Source organism: Clostridium hominis, from assembly GCF_014287825.1.
GTDB classification, from domain to species: Bacteria; Bacillota; Clostridia; order Clostridiales; family Clostridiaceae; genus Clostridium; species Clostridium hominis.
This window is the reverse complement of record NZ_JACOOO010000007.1, coordinates 1-17,693: the sequence shown is the minus strand read 5'-3', so window position 1 is coordinate 17,693 and position 17,693 is coordinate 1. Positions and strand designations below refer to the sequence as shown.

The window sequence follows — 17,693 nt, the reverse complement described above, 5'->3', positions numbered from 1 at the left end:
ATTTAACATATTATATTTTAAAAGGGGTATACAAAATATTTTTAAATTTTGAGCTTTTCTACCCCTTAGCAATCGTTATTTTTAAGTATCTTTTTTAGTAGAATGTACCGTAATAATCTTAACTATTCTATTAGTATTATTACACCAGTTATGATCTATCGTGGATTGATAATGTGCTGAATCACCAGGAAATAAATCATAACTTTGTCCTCCAATATGCAATGTTAATATTCCTTCTAATACATATAGGAACTCTTCTCCACAATGAGGATAACTCTTTATTTGTTCCTTTGCTTTAGATGGTAATATTTCTATTAATCTAGGCATCATTGATAAGTCCTTGTTACCGCATAAATCATAATGTATGAATTGATTGCTAGTTACCTGCGAAACCTCTTTTTCATAACTTCTAATAACTACCGTCTTATCTTTTTTCCTGTCCTCTTGAATAAAATATGCTAACTCTACATTTAAACTTTTAGCTATCTTCTCTAAAGAATCAATAGCAATAGTTGTTAATCCCCTTTCTAATTGCGATAAAAACCCAACCGAAAAACTAGTATCATCACTTAATTCCTTTAATGTTAGTCCTTTTTCTTTTCTTAAGTTCTTAATTTTTTGTCCTACATCTGCTATCAAAAAACTTCCTCCATGTCTTTACTTATAAATATTAAATTTCTACAAGCTCTTTCGTTATTTTTTTAACTTTTCACCACAATGAATTTAATCATTGATTTTATCTTACAAATTCATTTTATCATATAATTTCTATATTTTCCATATATTTCTTTTCATTCTTGTGAATATTTTTATTTCCTTTTCACGAATATGAAATTTATACAACAAATATTATTCTGTAATAATTATTTTTTATATATAAAAAGAGTACTTACATATGTAAGTACTCTCTATAATTAATCTAAATGAATACATTTAACAGGACAAACTTCTACACAAGCTTTACAGTTTGTACACTTAGAGTGATCGATTGTTGCCACGTTATTTGAAACAGTAATTGCTCCAAATTCACATGTCTTCTGACATTTCATACAGCCAATACATCCATTTGTACATGCCTTTCTTGTGATTCCACCTTTGTCTTTGTTATTACAAAGAACTTTAACTTCTTTGCTTATTGGTCTTAAAGCTATAATAGCCTTAGGACAAGCCTTGATACAAGCTCCACAAGCTGTACATTTTTCTGGATCAACCTTAGCTACTCCATCAACTATATGTATAGCATCAAATTCACATGAAACTGTACAATCTCCAAAACCTAAACATCCAAATGCACATGACCCTTTTCCTGAGAATAAAAGGTTATTTGCTGCACAAGTTTGAGTTCCTTTATATTCATACTTAGAAGTGGTAGCTGACGGTACTCCGTTACATTTAACGAAAGCTACTTCTCGTTCAGCTATTTCTGCCTCTGTTCCTAATATTTCACCAATTTGAGCTGTAGCTTCAGCTCCACCTGGTTTACAAAGTGTTATTTTTTCATTTTTTTCTATTAATGCTACTGCATATTCATCACAACCAGCATATCCACAAGCTCCACAGTTAGCTCCTGGTAAACACTCTCTTACCTTACCAACTCTTTCATCTACTTCAACAGCTAGCTTCTTAGATGCTACTGATAATAGAAGTCCTGCAATTAATCCTAGTACTATAAATATTGCAATAGGTACTAAATAAGCTTCTAACATACTTTTTATACCTCACTTTACTTTATTTAAATAGACCTTCAACTACTCCTGAGAATCCAACAAATGAAACTGCTAATATAGCTGCAGCTATTAATGTTATTGGTAATCCCTTAAATGCTTTTGGAATATCTGTATTTTCCATCTTTTGTCTTACTCCTGAGAATAAGATTAATGCTAATGTAAATCCTAGACCTGCACCTAAAGCATTAACTACTGATTGTAAGAATGTATATCCGTTATCTATGTTTAAAACAGTAACACCAAGTACAGCACAGTTTGTAGTTATTAATGGTAAATAAACACCTAATGCTTTATAAAGTGGTGGCATAAACTTCTTTAAAACTATTTCAAGTAATTGAACAAATGTTGCTATTACTAGGATAAATGCAACAGTTTTTAAATATCCTAATCCATAGTTATTTAATAATTCGTATATTGGGAATGTAACCGCTGATGCCATAACCATTACGAAAGTAACAGCAGCACTCATACCTAAAGCAGAGTCTATCTTCTTAGATACTCCTAAGAAAGGACAAATTCCCATGAATTTAGCTAAAACAAAGTTATCAACTAAAATAGCGCTAACTAATATAGTCATTATTTCTTTCATTTATTAGCACCCTCCTTCTGATCCATGGCAAGCATCCTTACCAGGACATGCAGAACATCCTGCTTTTTTCTTTGAAATACTGTAATTTGTAAGTTTATTAACTAATGCTATTAAACATCCAAACACGAAGAATCCACCAGCTGGAGTAACAAATATACCCATTGGTTCGATTATGTCCTTAGTTAAAGTGATCCCCATCCAAGTACCTGAACCTAAAATTTCTCTTATAGAACCTATAGCAAATAATGCTAAAGTAAACCCTAGACCCATTCCTATTGCATCTAAAATAGAAGCAAATACTTTATTTTTACAAGCAAACATTTCTGCTCTTGCAAGTATAATACAGTTAACTGTTATAAGTGATAGGAATACCCCTAAAGACTTATAAAGTGATGGTACGTAACTTTGTAATAAGAAACTTACAACTGTAACGAAACCTGCGATAATAACAATAAAGCTTGGAAGTCTAACTTCCTTAGGAATAAAGTTTTTAAGTAATGATATAACTATGTTTGAACCGATTAAAACGAAAGTAGTAGCTAGTCCCATTCCTAGACCATTCATAGCCATAGAAGTTACCGCAAGGGTTGGACACGTACCTAATAATAGTACAAGTACTGGATTTTCCTTGATTAAACCTTTAGTAAGAATCGATAGATTATTTACTTTTTCCTTCATTATGCATCCACTCCTTTCATAGCTTCTATAGCAGCTCTAACTGCATCATTTAATCCTTTTGATGAGAAACTAGCTCCTGATACTATGATATCTTCAGCTATTTCTGCTTTTCCAACGAATTGCTCTAAGTATGCAGCATCCGCAACTTGAGTTCCTAAACCTGGTGTATCGCTTATTCCTAATACTTTTACACCTGTAATATTTTTATCAGCATCGAATCCAACAACTACACTTATAGTATCTTCGAATCCTTCACCATTTGCATTTACAACATATCCTGCTCCATTAGCAGCTTTAAGAACAAACTTTACGTTATCAGCTTCTACTGAAACTTCTTCAAAGCTATCTCCTTCTGCTAACACTTCTGCTGCTACTGCATTAACATCATCAACAGTAACTGCACTTGCAGCTTTAAACTCTTGAGCTGGAGCTGCTGGCTTTTCTTCTGCTACTGGCTTGTCATCAGCTGGAGTAGATGCTGCATCACTTCCACCTTCTAATTTTCCGCCAGATTTAATTGTGTTAAATGCATCAAATGCATTTGTTATTGCTTCATTTAATCCCTTAGAAGAGAATGTAGCTCCTGATACTGCATCGCTACCATCTACTGAATCTTTTCCTATAAATGTTGCTAAGAATGCTGCATCTTCAGTAACTTTTGTTCCGATACCTGGTGTTTCAGCCATTTCATACACTTTAACTCCAGTAATCTTTCCATCGTTATCTAATCCGATTAAAACGCTCATATCTCCACCGTAACCTTTACCGATGGCATTTATTACGTAACCTGCATCATTAGAAGTTTTAATAACAGCTGGAACAGTTGCACTTGAACCTACACCTGCATCTTCAAATCCATCTCCACCTGGTAGAATTTCTGCTGCCATTGCTAACATTTCATCACTTATAGCTGGTCCAGCAACTCCTACTCCAGTAATATTATAAGTTAAAACTAATAAAGCTGATACTACTAAAGTAATTAATCCTAGAACTAGCGTTGGTCTTAATATTGAACTTTGTTTGCTCATTATCTCTTACCTCCTAACGCTTTTAATTTAGTTGCTTTATCAATATAAGGAACTAAAATGTTCATAAGTAATATAGCAAAAGATACACCTTCTGGATATGAACCAAATACTCTGATAAGAACTGTGATAAGACCACAACCTATACCGAATATTAATTTACCCATATTAGTAACTGGTGATGTTGAATAATCAGTTGCCATAAAGATTGCTCCTAAGAATAATCCTCCACCTAAAATTTGTGCTAAAGGATTTCCCCCTAAAACAGCAGTGAAAACAAATACTGTTCCTATAAATGCTACTGGAATTATTGGGTTTATTACTTTTCTATATACTAAGTATATTCCACCAAGTAATAAAGCTAATGCACTAGTTTCACCTAATGATCCACCTGTAGTTCCTAAGAACATATTTAAAATATTTGGTGTTTCACCTGCAGCTATTTGAGCCATTGGTGTCGCACCTGAAACTGCATCTGCTACAGCAGCAATTTTGGGAGCTGCCCAGTTAGTCATTTGTGTACCAAATGAAACTAAAAGTACTATTCTAGCTGTTATAGCTGGATTAGCAAAGTTTTGTCCAATTCCACCAAATAATTGTTTAACTATAACTATTGCTACGAATGAACCTATAACGCACATCCATAATGGCATAGTTGATGGTAAGTTAAACGCTAAAATTATTCCTGTTACAACAGCACTTAAATCGCTAATTGTATTCTTTTTATTCATTATTCTTCTACTTAAATATTCAAAACCAACACATGAAGCTACACATACAGCTGTAACTAACCCTGCTCTTAATCCAAATATAATATTTGAAGCTATTAAAGCTGGAATTAAAGCTATTATTACATCTCTCATTATTGTAGATGTAGTTGTGCTACTTTTAACGTGTGGTGATGATGTTACTATTAGTTTTTCCAAAACAAATCACCCTTCAAATTAAATTTTATATGATATTATTTTTGCATTGCTTGTCTTACAAATATCTTAGCTAATTGATTCTTTTGAGCTAAATTACGTTTTGCCGGACAAACATATGAACAACATCCACAGTTCATACATAAGTTAACATCGTTAGCTACTAAGCTTTCTGCATTTCTTGCATCATATGCCTTTTCTAATGCAGCAGGCATTAAGTTTAACGGACATGCATATACACATTTTCCACATTTGATACAATTAGTTTCTTCTGCTGGAGTAGCATCTTTCTCATTTAAAGCGATAATTGCATTGTTATTTTTAACTATTGGTTGTTCTAAATCTGGAACTGCTATTCCCATCATTGGTCCACCCATTAATATTTTCTTGCAATCTGCTTTTAATCCACCACAGAATTCAAATACATCTTTTATAGCTGTTCCTAACGGTACTATAACATTCATTCCCTTGTTAGCACCAGAACCGTCAACTGTTAATCTCTTAGAAACTAGTGGCATCCCAGTCTTTAGATACTTAGCTATAAAGCTTACAGTTGTTACATTTAGTACAACAACACCTGCATCAGCTGGTAATTGTCCATCATTAACAACTCTACCTGTAGTTGAATAGATTATAACTTTTTCAGCTCCTTGAGGATATTGAGCTTTAAGCTCTACAACATCAATTCCTTCATGTTTTTCACTTAATTCGCCTAATAATTTTATTGAAGCTGGTTTATTGCTTTCAATTCCTATGTAAGCATTTTTAATGTTAAGCCACTTCTTAACTACATTGATACCTTCAATGATATCTTCTGGAGATTCCATACATTCTCTGTAGTCAGATGTTATATATGGTTCACATTCTGCTGCATTGATAACTAATGTATCAATTTGATCTAAATTTTTAGGATTTAATTTGATATGAGTTGGGAATCCAGCTCCTCCTAGACCAACAACTCCTGATTCCTTAACAGCGTTAATAAAATCTTCCCTTGAATTTATTACTGGAACCTTAATGTCTTCACTGATAGCTTGTTCACCATCAGCTTCAATTACTACAGCTTTTGAAACCATCCCTAATGCATTTCTAAATTCAGTTACTTGTTTAACTTTTCCTGATACAGAAGCATGTATAGGAGCACTAAACGGAGCATTGCTTTCTCCAATTTTTTGTCCAACCTTTACTAAGTCACCCATTTTTACTAATGGCTCACATGGCGCACCAATGTGCATGCTCATCGGTATTGTTACAGTGCTTGGTACAGGCATAGAAACAGTTTTTTCTTCTGCAGTATTTTTTAAATGTTTTACAAAAATACCACGTAGACTTTTTGTACTTTTAATCCTTCCCACTAAAATCACCTTTTCCTGTAATTTCTTTTTTTCAATTAAATATTGTTAAAAACATATCTAATTGTAATTCACAATAAATACAACTTTCAAGAGGTAAAATTCTTCCAAAAGCGCATATTTATTGACTTTCTATAAACTATATTTAATATATATTGTTTAATAACTATTTCATTATAGCACAAAAATTAAAAGTTTCAATTTAGTTGTTATAAAAAACACACTTTTTTAAATTTTTTAAATAAAAACTTTATATATAATAAAATTTTTTCTAAACTTTACCTTAATCTTAAAACATAAAAATACATACCGGATTATTTTTTTAATATCCGGTATGTATTACCTTAATATTTTTTATTTATTACATACATTGCATTATTTGATTTACTCCAAGCTATTAAAAACTCATTTAATTTATATTTTCTCCTTACGCTTTCATTATTTTTTCCAGCTGGATCATTTACCACAATATAAACTTCGCCACTATTATTAACTTCTATTCCACAAACTACTATTAGGTGCCCCGATGTAGTTAAAGGTGAATTTTCTATATATGGATATTCCTTATTATTAATGTCATTTGTATATTTAACGCTAACTACAACTGGATACCCTTTTGATATTTCTCTTTGTAAAGATTCAAACGACCCATATTCAATATACGCCTCATAACCAAGGCTCCCTGCAAATGCCACGTTAAAAGCCCAATTTCCAAAACCATCATACTTATAATCATAGCAATTCCAAGCAACATCTTCTACTATTAAATTTTCCCCCATCCTATTTAAGACCATTGTTAAACTTGTTGGACTACATATTCTCGAAGCTATAGACTCTTCTCTTTCATATTGTGAAAAACATGGAGTTTCTAAAATTTTTTCATAATAAATTTTCTCTGCATTATCTGCCAATACTTCCTTAGATTTATTATTATCTATAAAAGTTGCTGTCAATTGACTCAATGTTGGAGTTGATTTCAAATCTGCGCTATATAAATTAACTTTTATTTGAATTTTTTTGCCTACACTATTAACTTTATCTTTTACAACAAATACATCAGTATCAATTTTCGCTATTTCACACTCTGAATCTTTCGAGCTACTTTTTATGCTTGTTCCCCATATTCCCCACGAAAGATACTCAGACCAACTTCCTGCCCTTCCATCTCTTTCTACTATATATGCCCTTGCTAACACTTCCACATAAGTATTCTCTGGAGTTTTGCTATTCCATGTTAAAATCAAACTTGTAAAATCTTCTGTTCCTATTTCCTCTGATATATATGTCCCTAATTCTTTATAATTATTATCCTCTTCTGAAAGAATTAGTACATCTTCATTATTAATCCTAGAAATACCTATACCTTTAAAATATCCTTTATTAAATTCATCTTTCCCTCTTATCTTAATTAGTCTTTCTTTCAAACTTCCATTATTTTTACTATATATACCCAAAAACTCCTCTCCTTTAAAATTATTATTTTTTATAAACATAAAACTCTTAAAACTCACTATACTAATCATAATACATAAAGCAATATAAAATATTGACCTCTTTTTTACCATTATATTTTATACCCCTCAAAACTGTTTATTTTTTCATTCATAAAAAATACACCTCCTAAATATAGCTGCATTTCAAGCTAAGAAGGTGTATTATAATTTCTTTTTCTCTCTATATTTTCTTTTAAGTCTATCCTTTATACCTTCTAAATCACTTTTAATAACTAAACTTAATTTTTCTAAAATTTTCTTAAGTTCTTCGATAGATATAGTATTATTCTAACTAAATCTCTACATTCTATAAGTCATTATATTATCAACCTCAGCTACTCTTACTGAATCTAAACTTTCAATTACATCCATTATTTCAGCAATCTCTTCCTTATATATTCTATCTATATTTCTCTTAATATAGTTATATATTATATATTTTAACTCTTGATTTACATCTAGGCTTAGCTCTAATTCTATAGTCGATATTTCTTCATACTCAAAAACATCCTCTATTTTATTAAAAAACAAACTATATTTTATTAAACATTCCTTATCTATATCTAAGAAATATTTAACAGCCTCATGATTTACAATTGAATCTCCTATTATTTCTATAAATGTATTTACCTCTTTTCTTGATAATAATAATTTATTTATAATCATACTGTCCCCCATATAATATTTACTTTATTATTTGAAAATTTTTACTTTTATCCACTTTAAATAAAACTTTCCTTAGATTATATTAGGTAACTTTACGAATTATTCCGATACATATTAATTAAATAAAAAAAGTTATTAGCAAACAATTTTATATCATATAAAATTGTTCACTAATAACTACCTTATCTATTATTCTTCTGCTTCTTCTGTTTCTCCATCCTCAGAAGTTTCGTTATTCTTTGCTTCACTTTCCTCTAAATCACTATTAGATTTTAAATCTTCAAATGTGTTGCAAGAGAAACTTTCAAGAGAAATTTTATTTTTTATAGGTGCAAGTAAAAAACCTACTGTTGCTCCTGCTAAAAAACCTACTGCTCCAATTAAAACTTTTTCTTTATTATCCATTTTTCCTTACCTCTATATATTAAATACTTCATACTTTTATACTATTCAAATCTTTAAATTTTGTACAAAATTCTACTTATCTTACTATTTTCCTAGTAACAGTTCCTACCCCTATTCCTATTATTATTAATCCAATTAACATTTCAACATTTGATATAAATTCTGAAAACCTAATTGGTTCAATGTTATTAGCTCCAACACCTGAAAACATCCCACAGCTTAAGGTAATTCCTTTATGAAAATTCATCAAGTGATATATTATACTATTGTTATATACTTTATAATCTAAGTAACTTATTATATTTCCATCTATCTTAACTCCAAACAATAAATATAAAATTGCAAATATTAATATTATTGATAGTGCAAATATAATTGAATATGTAGGTCTTTCCCCATAGCCACAAGTTGCCCAATAAAAAAACGAATATATTTTAGGAATAATTTTTAAAGTCTTCCTTTGGGTCTCTTTACACAAATAGTAATACTCTCCAAAATTATTGTTTAAATTATTTTCTTTAAACTTGTTAGCTATAGTTTCATATGTCATATATATCCCTTCATACTCAGCTCTATCTTTATTACGATATTCTATTTTGTCAAAAAAAGTTTTTTCATCCAATTTAGTTTTAACTTTATCTGTAAAGTCTAAATCTATTACATATGTACTCATTAATTTTGCTCCAGATAGGTCACAATCTTCTATTCTAATAGTTTTTATCTCGGAATCAACTGTTATTAAACTCGTCATATCACTTAGTAGAAAATATGTATTTTCAATAAAACATTTACTAAATATACAATAAGATATTGTACAACTATCAAACTTAGCATATATTTCACAATTTCTAAATTCACAAGAAAAGTTATCTCTTCTATTTAATGAAGGTTTTTTTTCACTTTCTTCCTTATAAAAACAACAATTTTTAAAAATAACTCCTCCACTTTCAAATTTGCAGTTTTCAAATCTACAACCTATAAAATTACAGTTTTCAAACTTTAAATTTCCAAAAGTGCAATTATCAAATATAGCACATATTATATCCTTATTTACTATTACTTCATAATCTTCTTCATCTTGAATTCTTCCTCCTCCAAAATGCTTCTCTATAAAACATCTATAACTATATTCCTTATCAGGATTATAACATTTAGGTAAATCTTTGCTTTCCATTAACTTATTAAATAATTTTTCATTATTTGTTCTTCTCTTTTTTAACTGTTCTTTTGTTACCTGTCTTTCCTCTTTAAAGTTTACATAAGCCATAATACTTTCAACCCCTTATATAGCTATTATGTTATACAAACCTATACTTTATTCTTATATATTAGACATAAAATAAAAGCACTTGTTTTGTACAAGCACTTTTACCACTTAATTAACTTTATTTAAATCAACTTTATCATTTTCCTCAGTATTACTAGACATATTTTTAGTAGTAGTACTATTATTAGCAAGTTCTTTACTATCTGTATTAGTAACTGAATATACTTTATCTATAATAATATCATAACCACCACATAGCATTACAGTTACTATTAATGAATTAATAAGAACACTATAATAATATACTACTGTTTGTGTTGCTGTTTTAGTTACAAAGCCCATTATTATAATATGACTTAGAGCTAAAATAAAAGTATAAAACCTGGTTCTAACCTTTTTTATTATAGGTAAATTCTTTGTAACAAAAACCATTAGTTCTACAACAAAAAGTGTCCCTGTAAAGCTAGCTAGAAAATCTGTAGTAACAAAGTTATTTATCTCCATAATATTTACCCCATTTAAATCTTTATAATCATTATATTGCTAAAATTACATTTCGTTCTTAACTCAAACTTTAAACTTCTTTTTAAAGTTACTTTACTAACCTTATATGATAATGGTGTTAATATTATGAATCCTATATTTATACTTTATATTAAATTAGCCCTATTTCTTTTAATAAACCTTCCTCTTCCTTTTTTCCCTTTAAACTTTCCTTCATTATATATAATTTCTCCATTGCTTATAGTAATTATAGGATAGCCCTTTACCTTAATTCCCTCATAAGCGGTATAATCCACATTTGAATGAAGCTTATCTTTAGTTAATATCACTTCTTTATTAGGATCAATTACAACTAAATCTCCATCACTTCCAACTTGAATTGTGCCTTTTTTAGGGTATAATCCAAAAATCTTTGCTGGATTTGTTGAACATACCTCAACAAATTTATTTATGCTAATATTCCCCTTCATTACACCTTCTGAAAATATTAACGGAATTCTTTCCTCTACACCTGGAGCACCGTTTGGACACTTAGTAAAATCATCTTTACCTAATTGCTTGTCTTTTGAGAATGAAAATGGACAATGGTCAGTTGCAACAGTTTGAATATATCCTTCATTTATTCCTTTCCATAGTTCGTTACAATTATGCCTTTCCCTAAGTGGTGGACTCATTATATATTTTAATCCTTCATTATTATCAAGCTCATATTTTTCTTTATCTAATATTAAATATTGTGGACATGTTTCTGCATAAATTTTCTGTCCTCTTTCTCTTGCCATTTTTATATAATCCAAACCTAATTTAGTTGATAAATGTACAATATATAATGGTGAATTTCCTGAAATCTTTGCAATATTTATCATTCTGTTAACAGCTTCCCCTTCTGATTCTTCTGGCCTACTTAAATAATGATAAATTGAAGATTTTAAGCCTTCTTTAACATATTTATCTTTTAAATACTTTATAGAACCATGATTTTCACAATGCACAGTTGTTATCCCACCTAGTTCTCTTAACCTTTTAAATATTTTAACCATATCTTCGTCATCTATTTTATAATCATAAGTTAAATAGGCTTTAAAGCTGCTTATACCTTCATCTTCTACTATACTTTTCATCTCCTCTAATATATCTTGATTTATATGTTGTATTACTCCATGGAAACTATAATCAATCACAGCATTATCCTCTGCGTATTTATGATATATATCTACTTGATGTTTTAAATTACATCCCTTTGGTCCAAATCCCATATGATCGACTATTGTTGTTGTGCCCCCACAAGCTGCTGCTAAAGTTCCCGTATAAAAATCATCATTAGCTATAGCTATACCTACATCAAGATTAAAGTGAGTGTGAACATCTACTCCTCCTGGAATTACATACTTCCCTTTTACATCAACTATCTCATCGGCTTCCTTTGAAATTTCTAAACCTATTTCACTTATTTTTCCTTTTTCTATATAAATATCTCCATTATAAATATCACTAGCTGTTACTATAGTTCCATTTTTAATTAATAAAGACATACTTCTCAACCCCACCTTAAATATTCTTTTATAATATTTTACCATATTATTACATGTGTTTTATATAACAAAAAGACTGAAATTTATCAGCCTTTTTTATTTATTAATATTATTTCAAACTATTTTTAACTAGTTCAATAATCGGAGCTATTGTATTCCTATCTATAAAATCCACTTTATATCCATAAGTTTTAAGTAATAACATTTCTTCGTCAGTTATATCTTTTGCATCTTTTTTAGTTATTGTTCTTTTAAGCATTTCCATCATTATACTGTGAATCTTTGATAACCCCTTATAATCTATAGCTCCCCTTAGGTTGAAAAAAGTTATATTCTTCATCATATCTTCATTAAAATTCCTATTTTTAATACTCTCGAAGTTCTCTTTCATTTTAGGATCAGACAAACCAACAGTAAAAACTATTATATTTTTATCTTTTAATTTATTATAATTTTTCTTTATAAATGATACTCCGCTTATTCCACTTGCATATAAGCCTCCTCCATAAATAATAGTTTTATAATTTTCTAAATCTTTAATTTTTACTTTCTTTACTTCCACGACATTACAGTTTAAATCCTCAGCTATCCATTTAGCATACTTTTTAGTACTTCCATATATAGACTTATAAATAACTAGAACATTATCCATTTTTCACCTCAAAAAAATACTTACCCCTATAGAATTTATATTCTAACTTTTCTATCTTTATGATAAATATAAAAAGATGTAATACACTTAAAATTGTATATTGCATCTTTCAATATTTACATCTACTTTTTTAAAAGTATTCTATTCCTATAGCTTCTCTTACTTCTTTTGTAGTCTTGCTTGCAACTTCCCTAGCCTTCCCACTTCCTTCTTTCAATACTTTATAGACATAATCTATATCCTTTTCAAATTCACTTCTTCTTTTTCTTATAGGCTCTAACTCCGCTTGTATCACTTCATTTAGATACCTTTTTACCTTTACATCTCCTAAGCCTCCTCTTTTATAATGCTCTTTCAAATTAATAACCTGTTCCTTATCTTTACAAAAAGCATCTAAATAAACAAAGACTGTATTTCCTTCAACTTTGCCCGGATCAGAAACTCTTATATGGTTAGGATCTGTATACATACTCATAATCTTTTTAGTAATAACATCAGCTTCATCTGAAATATATATCGCATTCCCTAAAGATTTACTCATTTTGGCTTTGCCATCTATTCCTGGCAATCTTCCTAAGGTATCCTCTGGAACCATCGCCTTTGGTTCTACTAATACATTTCCATATATTGAGTTAAATGTCCTAACAATTTCTCTAGACTGCTCAATCATAGGTAGTTGGTCTTCCCCTACAGGCACTAAATTAGCCTTAAAAGCTGTTATATCAGCAGCTTGACTTACAGGATATATTAAAAATCCTGCTGGTATACTATTCTCAAAATTTCTTAATTTTATTTCTTCTTTTACAGTAGGATTTCTATTTAACCTAGATACTGTAACTAGATTCAAATAATGCATAGTTAGCTCGTTTAACTCTTGTATTTGAGATTGTACAAATATAGTAGATTTAGTTGGATCTATTCCTACTGCTAAATAATCTAAAGTAACTTCTATTAAGCTTTTTCTTATTTTTTCAGGATTCCTAGCATTATCTGTTAAAGCTTGTTGGTCAGCTATCATAATAAAACTATCGTACTTACCTGTATCCTGTAATTTGACTCTATTTCTTAAAGATCCTATATAATGACCTAAATGTAATTTACCTGTTGGTCTATCCCCTGTTAAAATTATTTCTTTATTCATTCATCTCACTCCTATAAAATACTAATTAAAAATTTATAACAAAAAACCGCCCTATTATAATAATAGGGCGGATATAATCCGTGGTACCACCTAAATTGTATAATTAAAAATTATACCTCTCAAACTCAAGTACTAACATACTCTCTCTGCTATAAGATGCAGACCACCATATCACATACTCTTATAAAAATTTCTGCTAATTCCTCTAAGGTCCATTCACTAAATCTTTTCTTGCTAAGATCTCACCATTCTTAACTCTCTTTATTGAATCTAGATTTACCTACTCTTCCTCTTCATAGGATTACTTTATTCTATTTTAATATATTGTATAACAAACTTTTACCATATTCAACCTTTTTATATTTTTATTTTCCATTTATTCTATCAATATATTCTCTCATTATTCTAGCAGATGAGGTGAATTTTTCTTTTTCTTCATCTGAAAAATCAACACTAAGCACTTTTTCAACTCCATTTTTTCCTACAACAGTTGGAACACTTAAATATGTGTCACTTACACCACAGTAGTCATTTAAAAGTGTTGATACTGTTAATATAGTTTTTTCATCTCTTAAAAGTGCCTCTACTATTCTAACTAAAGCAACTGCTACTGCAAAAGCTGTAGCTCCCTTACGATTAATAACCTCATAAGCACAATTTTTCACATCTTCAGCTATAACTTTTTCAGTTTCTTTATCCCATTCTATAGAATATTGTTCTGAGAAGCTCTTAACTGGAATAGTTCCAATTCTTAAAGATGACCAAGGAACAAACTCACTATCACCATGCTCACCCATTACAAATCCATCAACAGTTCTACCATCTATTTCAAAATATTTTCCTAGTAAACTTCTGAGTCTCGCTGTATCTAATACTGTACCAGAACCTATTACTCTTTCTTTAGGGAAACCTGATAACTTATATGTCATATAAGCTAATACATCTACCGGATTTGAAACTACTAATAATATAGCATCTGGACTAGCTTTTGCTATTTTAGGAATAAAATCTTTAAAAATAGAATAATTTTTATCTACTAAATCTAATCTAGTTTCACCAGGCTTTTGATTTAACCCTGCTGTTATAATTACTACATCTGAATCTTTTGTATCTTCAAGTGTTCCTAAAGTTACATTACAAGGTCTACATAGTGAACTTCCATGCATTAAATCCAATACTTCACCTAGTGCCTTTTCTTGATTTATATCATTAATTACAATTTCTCTTGCTACACCTTTTTGTAACAATGCAAAAGCTGTTGTAGCTCCTATTGATCCTGCGCCTATAATTGATATCTTGCTCATTTTGCCACCTCTTCTTTAGACTAATATTTGTATAATAAATATTTTCTTTAAATAATAATTATCCTTTTCTATATTATACCATATTTCTTTGTTTATGATAACTTAAATTCATTCATATTATTAACTTTATTAAAAGTTATATTCATCTTTCTATAATTTTGAATATAAGTTTAATAATTTTATTCTTTAAAATAAAAACTAAGAGACAATATGAACAGCTTTCTGTCAAGCAGATATAAGACAGTTCATTATTTATCCCTTAGTTTAATTTATTTTTTAATTATATTTATTGCAAAATCTATTACCTTCTCAGCATTTCTCATGCCATATGTTAAGTGATTAATAATTTCAACTGGTATGTCCATAGGCTCTGCTATTTCAACAACTTTTCTTAGTAAGTACTTTACTTGAGGTCCAAGCAAAATTACATCGGCTCCATCTATTTCATCAATAATATCTGTGTATCCTATGCCTTTAATATCTAAATCAAGCTTTCTCTCATCAGATATCCTCTTCATTTTCTTTACTAACTCACCTGAAGACATTCCTATTGAGCAAACTAGAATTATTTTCATATTATTTATTCTATTCCCCCTATCATTAAAGCCTTCTTAATATTTTACCTCCTCTCTTTAATGATACCCTTTACACCTACGCTATAATATATATTTATTTACATATTTCTAAATATATTCATCAATTTTATTTTACATATAAAAAACCTCAGATGATTATCTATCATTTGAGGTTCACATCTATATTTATTTTTCTAACATTACATTTTTTAGTTTTATATATGTGTATTTAGCATCAATAGATAAGATTATCCCTGATAAACATAAAAGATAATAATACTTCCCTATCTCAACATAATATATTTTCTCAATTATAATACTTGTTAGAAAGCAACATATTATTACCCCTATAAATTTCATAATATTAGAGAAAATCTTTTTGCTTACTTTAAGAAAAAATGGTAATGCTAATGCGTATAAAACTAATACTAATCCACTAAAAAATATTATAAGAGCATATAGTTTTATATTTTCATTTTTATTAATCCTTAATATATATGAAGTTAATTTTATAGAAAAGGATATTAATACTACATATAATAATGAAGAAGTTATATTTATTTTTACTATTTCCTTAAAAGTATAGTCACCAAAATCATTCCATCCTTTTATAAAACTATTAAAGTATTTAATTTTAATCACACCTTGTAATAGTGCTATAGGAATCCTGCCTAATATTTATATCATTTATAACTTTTATAAATACTTTTACTTTCCCACCAATAACAACATTAATATTTAATACTTTATCAGTTTCTCGCTTTTCTTTTTCGTACTTCTTATCCCAAATAAATATTTCCTTATTTAATATTGCTGAAGAAATTCTGACAACATTAACTTTATATTCTAACTTCTTTTTTTGCTCTTTTATCTCTTTATACTCATTATATATTGAATCAACAGGTTTTAATACTTCATTATCTAATATTGTTGCATATTCTTTTAATATTTCATTTTCTAATTTCTTCTTTGGATATTTCTCAATTTTCCATTCAAAAAACTTAGTTGAATATATTTGAAACTCCTCTTCTCCTTTACTTTTAACCACTCCTATAGGATGATATAATCCAAATTCATCTACCCTATACCTTTTCTTAATTTCTGTAATAATATCTTTATCTCCCTCATTTACATACCTATCTTTAATTATATTTTTCAAAACACCTTGCCTAATCCTTAATTCCTCTATTTTATAAAGATATTGGGCTACAGTTTCTATATCTAAAGATCTTAGTAATTTATGATTTGTTATCTCTATTTTACTTAAATCTAAGGTAATAATCTCTTCTCCATATATATTGTTTATTGATTTTATAAGCTTTCTTTTTTTGTATTTTGACTTAAGTTCATTAGAAAGCTTACACCATATATAACTTTGATTTAATCTACCATTTAATACTATAATGTATTCTCTAAATATATGAGAATCTAACTTCAAATTAGTCTCTTTATCTTTAACTTCTCCTTCAACTTTTGCCTTAAGACAAATATTTAACTTCTTACTTCCTATAATTATTTCTGTAATCTCTCCATAACCTACTTTTGGTTTTATAAATACATAATTATCTTCTATCATCCTATTTTTTGAAGTTGCTCTACTATAATCATAATTATAATCCCATAATAATTTAGATTTATCATCACCTAATATCTCATTTAATATTTCTATTAAACATTCATTTTCATTTATTATTAAATTATTCTTTATATTAATTTTCCCCTCTTTAAATCTACTTTTCCTATCTGCAATACATAAGTTTAATAAATCTATTATTTTTTTCTTTTCTTCTATATCAAATTCATTCTCTAATAGTTTATATATATAAATATCCCCTAATTGCCTTATTACTTCTTGTCCAT

General features: G+C 28.9%; 19 protein-coding genes. All 19 read right to left on the bottom strand.

Annotated features, from left to right (window positions below; genetic code table 11):
- Window positions 1-81 precede the first annotated feature (81 nt).
- Window positions 82-639 carry a helix-turn-helix domain-containing protein gene (locus H8S20_RS05515; protein WP_032118222.1) on the bottom strand — a complete coding sequence of 186 codons (558 nt, stop codon included), beginning with the start codon at window positions 637-639 and terminating at the stop codon, window positions 82-84.
- Window positions 640-914: 275 nt separating this feature from the next.
- Complete coding sequence (locus tag H8S20_RS05510; protein WP_032118221.1) at window positions 915-1,706, bottom strand: RnfABCDGE type electron transport complex subunit B; 792 nt, start codon at window positions 1,704-1,706, stop codon at window positions 915-917.
- A 22-nt stretch (window positions 1,707-1,728) separates the two neighbouring features.
- Complete coding sequence (locus tag H8S20_RS05505; protein WP_032118220.1) at window positions 1,729-2,316, bottom strand: electron transport complex protein RnfA; 588 nt, start codon at window positions 2,314-2,316, stop codon at window positions 1,729-1,731.
- A gap of 3 nt (window positions 2,317-2,319) precedes the next feature.
- Entirely contained in the window at window positions 2,320-2,994 is a 675-nt protein-coding gene (gene rsxE / locus H8S20_RS05500; RefSeq protein WP_032118219.1) for an electron transport complex subunit RsxE, read from the bottom strand.
- Complete coding sequence (locus tag H8S20_RS05495; RefSeq protein ID WP_186859498.1) at window positions 2,994-4,022, bottom strand: FMN-binding protein; 1,029 nt, start codon at window positions 4,020-4,022, stop codon at window positions 2,994-2,996. The genes rsxE and H8S20_RS05495 overlap by 1 nt, the downstream gene beginning before the upstream one ends.
- Complete coding sequence (locus H8S20_RS05490; protein ID WP_186859497.1) at window positions 4,022-4,945, bottom strand: RnfABCDGE type electron transport complex subunit D; 924 nt, start codon at window positions 4,943-4,945, stop codon at window positions 4,022-4,024. The genes H8S20_RS05495 and H8S20_RS05490 overlap by 1 nt, the downstream gene beginning before the upstream one ends.
- A gap of 35 nt (window positions 4,946-4,980) precedes the next feature.
- On the bottom strand, window positions 4,981-6,297 hold the full coding sequence (gene rsxC, locus H8S20_RS05485) for an electron transport complex subunit RsxC (RefSeq protein WP_186859496.1): 1,317 nt from the start codon (window positions 6,295-6,297) through the stop codon (window positions 4,981-4,983).
- 341 nt (window positions 6,298-6,638) lie between these two features.
- Window positions 6,639-7,748 (bottom strand): C39 family peptidase, encoded by a 1,110-nt coding sequence (locus H8S20_RS05480; RefSeq protein ID WP_186859495.1) that lies wholly within the window; start codon window positions 7,746-7,748, stop codon window positions 6,639-6,641.
- A gap of 339 nt (window positions 7,749-8,087) precedes the next feature.
- The gene (locus H8S20_RS05475; protein WP_186859494.1) at window positions 8,088-8,453 is read right to left on the bottom strand and encodes a hypothetical protein; all 366 of its coding nucleotides are present in this window, start codon (window positions 8,451-8,453) and stop codon (window positions 8,088-8,090) included.
- A 189-nt stretch (window positions 8,454-8,642) separates the two neighbouring features.
- A complete protein-coding gene (locus H8S20_RS05470) occupies window positions 8,643-8,858 on the bottom strand; it encodes a hypothetical protein (RefSeq protein WP_186859493.1) in 216 nt (71 codons plus the stop codon).
- Between the two features lie 76 nt (window positions 8,859-8,934).
- Complete coding sequence (locus tag H8S20_RS05465; protein WP_186859492.1) at window positions 8,935-10,125, bottom strand: pentapeptide repeat-containing protein; 1,191 nt, start codon at window positions 10,123-10,125, stop codon at window positions 8,935-8,937.
- A 108-nt stretch (window positions 10,126-10,233) separates the two neighbouring features.
- The gene (locus H8S20_RS05460) at window positions 10,234-10,629 is read right to left on the bottom strand and encodes a hypothetical protein (protein WP_186859491.1); all 396 of its coding nucleotides are present in this window, start codon (window positions 10,627-10,629) and stop codon (window positions 10,234-10,236) included.
- A gap of 146 nt (window positions 10,630-10,775) precedes the next feature.
- Window positions 10,776-12,161 carry a dihydropyrimidinase gene (hydA, locus tag H8S20_RS05455; RefSeq protein WP_186859490.1) on the bottom strand — a complete coding sequence of 462 codons (1,386 nt, stop codon included), beginning with the start codon at window positions 12,159-12,161 and terminating at the stop codon, window positions 10,776-10,778.
- Window positions 12,162-12,270: 109 nt separating this feature from the next.
- Window positions 12,271-12,813 carry a flavodoxin domain-containing protein gene (locus H8S20_RS05450; protein ID WP_186859489.1) on the bottom strand — a complete coding sequence of 181 codons (543 nt, stop codon included), beginning with the start codon at window positions 12,811-12,813 and terminating at the stop codon, window positions 12,271-12,273.
- Between the two features lie 130 nt (window positions 12,814-12,943).
- The gene (gene trpS / locus H8S20_RS05445; protein WP_186859488.1) at window positions 12,944-13,954 is read right to left on the bottom strand and encodes a tryptophan--tRNA ligase; all 1,011 of its coding nucleotides are present in this window, start codon (window positions 13,952-13,954) and stop codon (window positions 12,944-12,946) included.
- Window positions 13,955-14,319: 365 nt separating this feature from the next.
- Window positions 14,320-15,258 (bottom strand): L-lactate dehydrogenase, encoded by a 939-nt coding sequence (locus H8S20_RS05440; RefSeq protein ID WP_186859487.1) that lies wholly within the window; start codon window positions 15,256-15,258, stop codon window positions 14,320-14,322.
- 269 nt (window positions 15,259-15,527) lie between these two features.
- The gene (locus H8S20_RS05435; RefSeq protein WP_032118208.1) at window positions 15,528-15,833 is read right to left on the bottom strand and encodes a PTS sugar transporter subunit IIB; all 306 of its coding nucleotides are present in this window, start codon (window positions 15,831-15,833) and stop codon (window positions 15,528-15,530) included.
- Window positions 15,834-16,019: 186 nt separating this feature from the next.
- On the bottom strand, window positions 16,020-16,475 hold the full coding sequence (locus H8S20_RS05430; RefSeq protein WP_186859486.1) for a hypothetical protein: 456 nt from the start codon (window positions 16,473-16,475) through the stop codon (window positions 16,020-16,022).
- On the bottom strand, window positions 16,468-17,693 hold a 1,226-nt coding region (locus H8S20_RS05425), incomplete at its 5' end, for a hypothetical protein (protein WP_186859485.1). The genes H8S20_RS05425 and H8S20_RS05430, both read right to left, overlap by 8 nt.

Bases quoted from the DNA above. Each gene is read 5' to 3' on its own strand.
- H8S20_RS05505 (WP_032118220.1), bottom strand. From the start codon at position 2,316: ATGAAAGAAATAATGACTATATTAGTTAGCGCTATTTTAGTTGATAAC.
- H8S20_RS05475 (WP_186859494.1), bottom strand. From the start codon at position 8,453: ATGATTATAAATAAATTATTATTATCAAGAAAAGAGGTAAATACATTT.
- H8S20_RS05470 (WP_186859493.1), bottom strand. From the start codon at position 8,858: ATGGATAATAAAGAAAAAGTTTTAATTGGAGCAGTAGGTTTTTTAGCA.
- H8S20_RS05460 (WP_186859491.1), bottom strand. From the start codon at position 10,629: ATGGAGATAAATAACTTTGTTACTACAGATTTTCTAGCTAGCTTTACA.
- H8S20_RS05435 (WP_032118208.1), bottom strand. From the start codon at position 15,833: ATGAAAATAATTCTAGTTTGCTCAATAGGAATGTCTTCAGGTGAGTTA.
- H8S20_RS05495 (WP_186859498.1), bottom strand. From the start codon at position 4,022: ATGAGCAAACAAAGTTCAATATTAAGACCAACGCTAGTTCTAGGATTA.
- H8S20_RS05450 (WP_186859489.1), bottom strand. From the start codon at position 12,813: ATGGATAATGTTCTAGTTATTTATAAGTCTATATATGGAAGTACTAAA.
- H8S20_RS05510 (WP_032118221.1), bottom strand. From the start codon at position 1,706: ATGTTAGAAGCTTATTTAGTACCTATTGCAATATTTATAGTACTAGGA.
- hydA (WP_186859490.1), bottom strand. From the start codon at position 12,161: ATGTCTTTATTAATTAAAAATGGAACTATAGTAACAGCTAGTGATATT.
- H8S20_RS05440 (WP_186859487.1), bottom strand. From the start codon at position 15,258: ATGAGCAAGATATCAATTATAGGCGCAGGATCAATAGGAGCTACAACA.
- rsxE (WP_032118219.1), bottom strand. From the start codon at position 2,994: ATGAAGGAAAAAGTAAATAATCTATCGATTCTTACTAAAGGTTTAATC.
- trpS (WP_186859488.1), bottom strand. From the start codon at position 13,954: ATGAATAAAGAAATAATTTTAACAGGGGATAGACCAACAGGTAAATTA.
- H8S20_RS05465 (WP_186859492.1), bottom strand. From the start codon at position 10,125: ATGGCTTATGTAAACTTTAAAGAGGAAAGACAGGTAACAAAAGAACAG.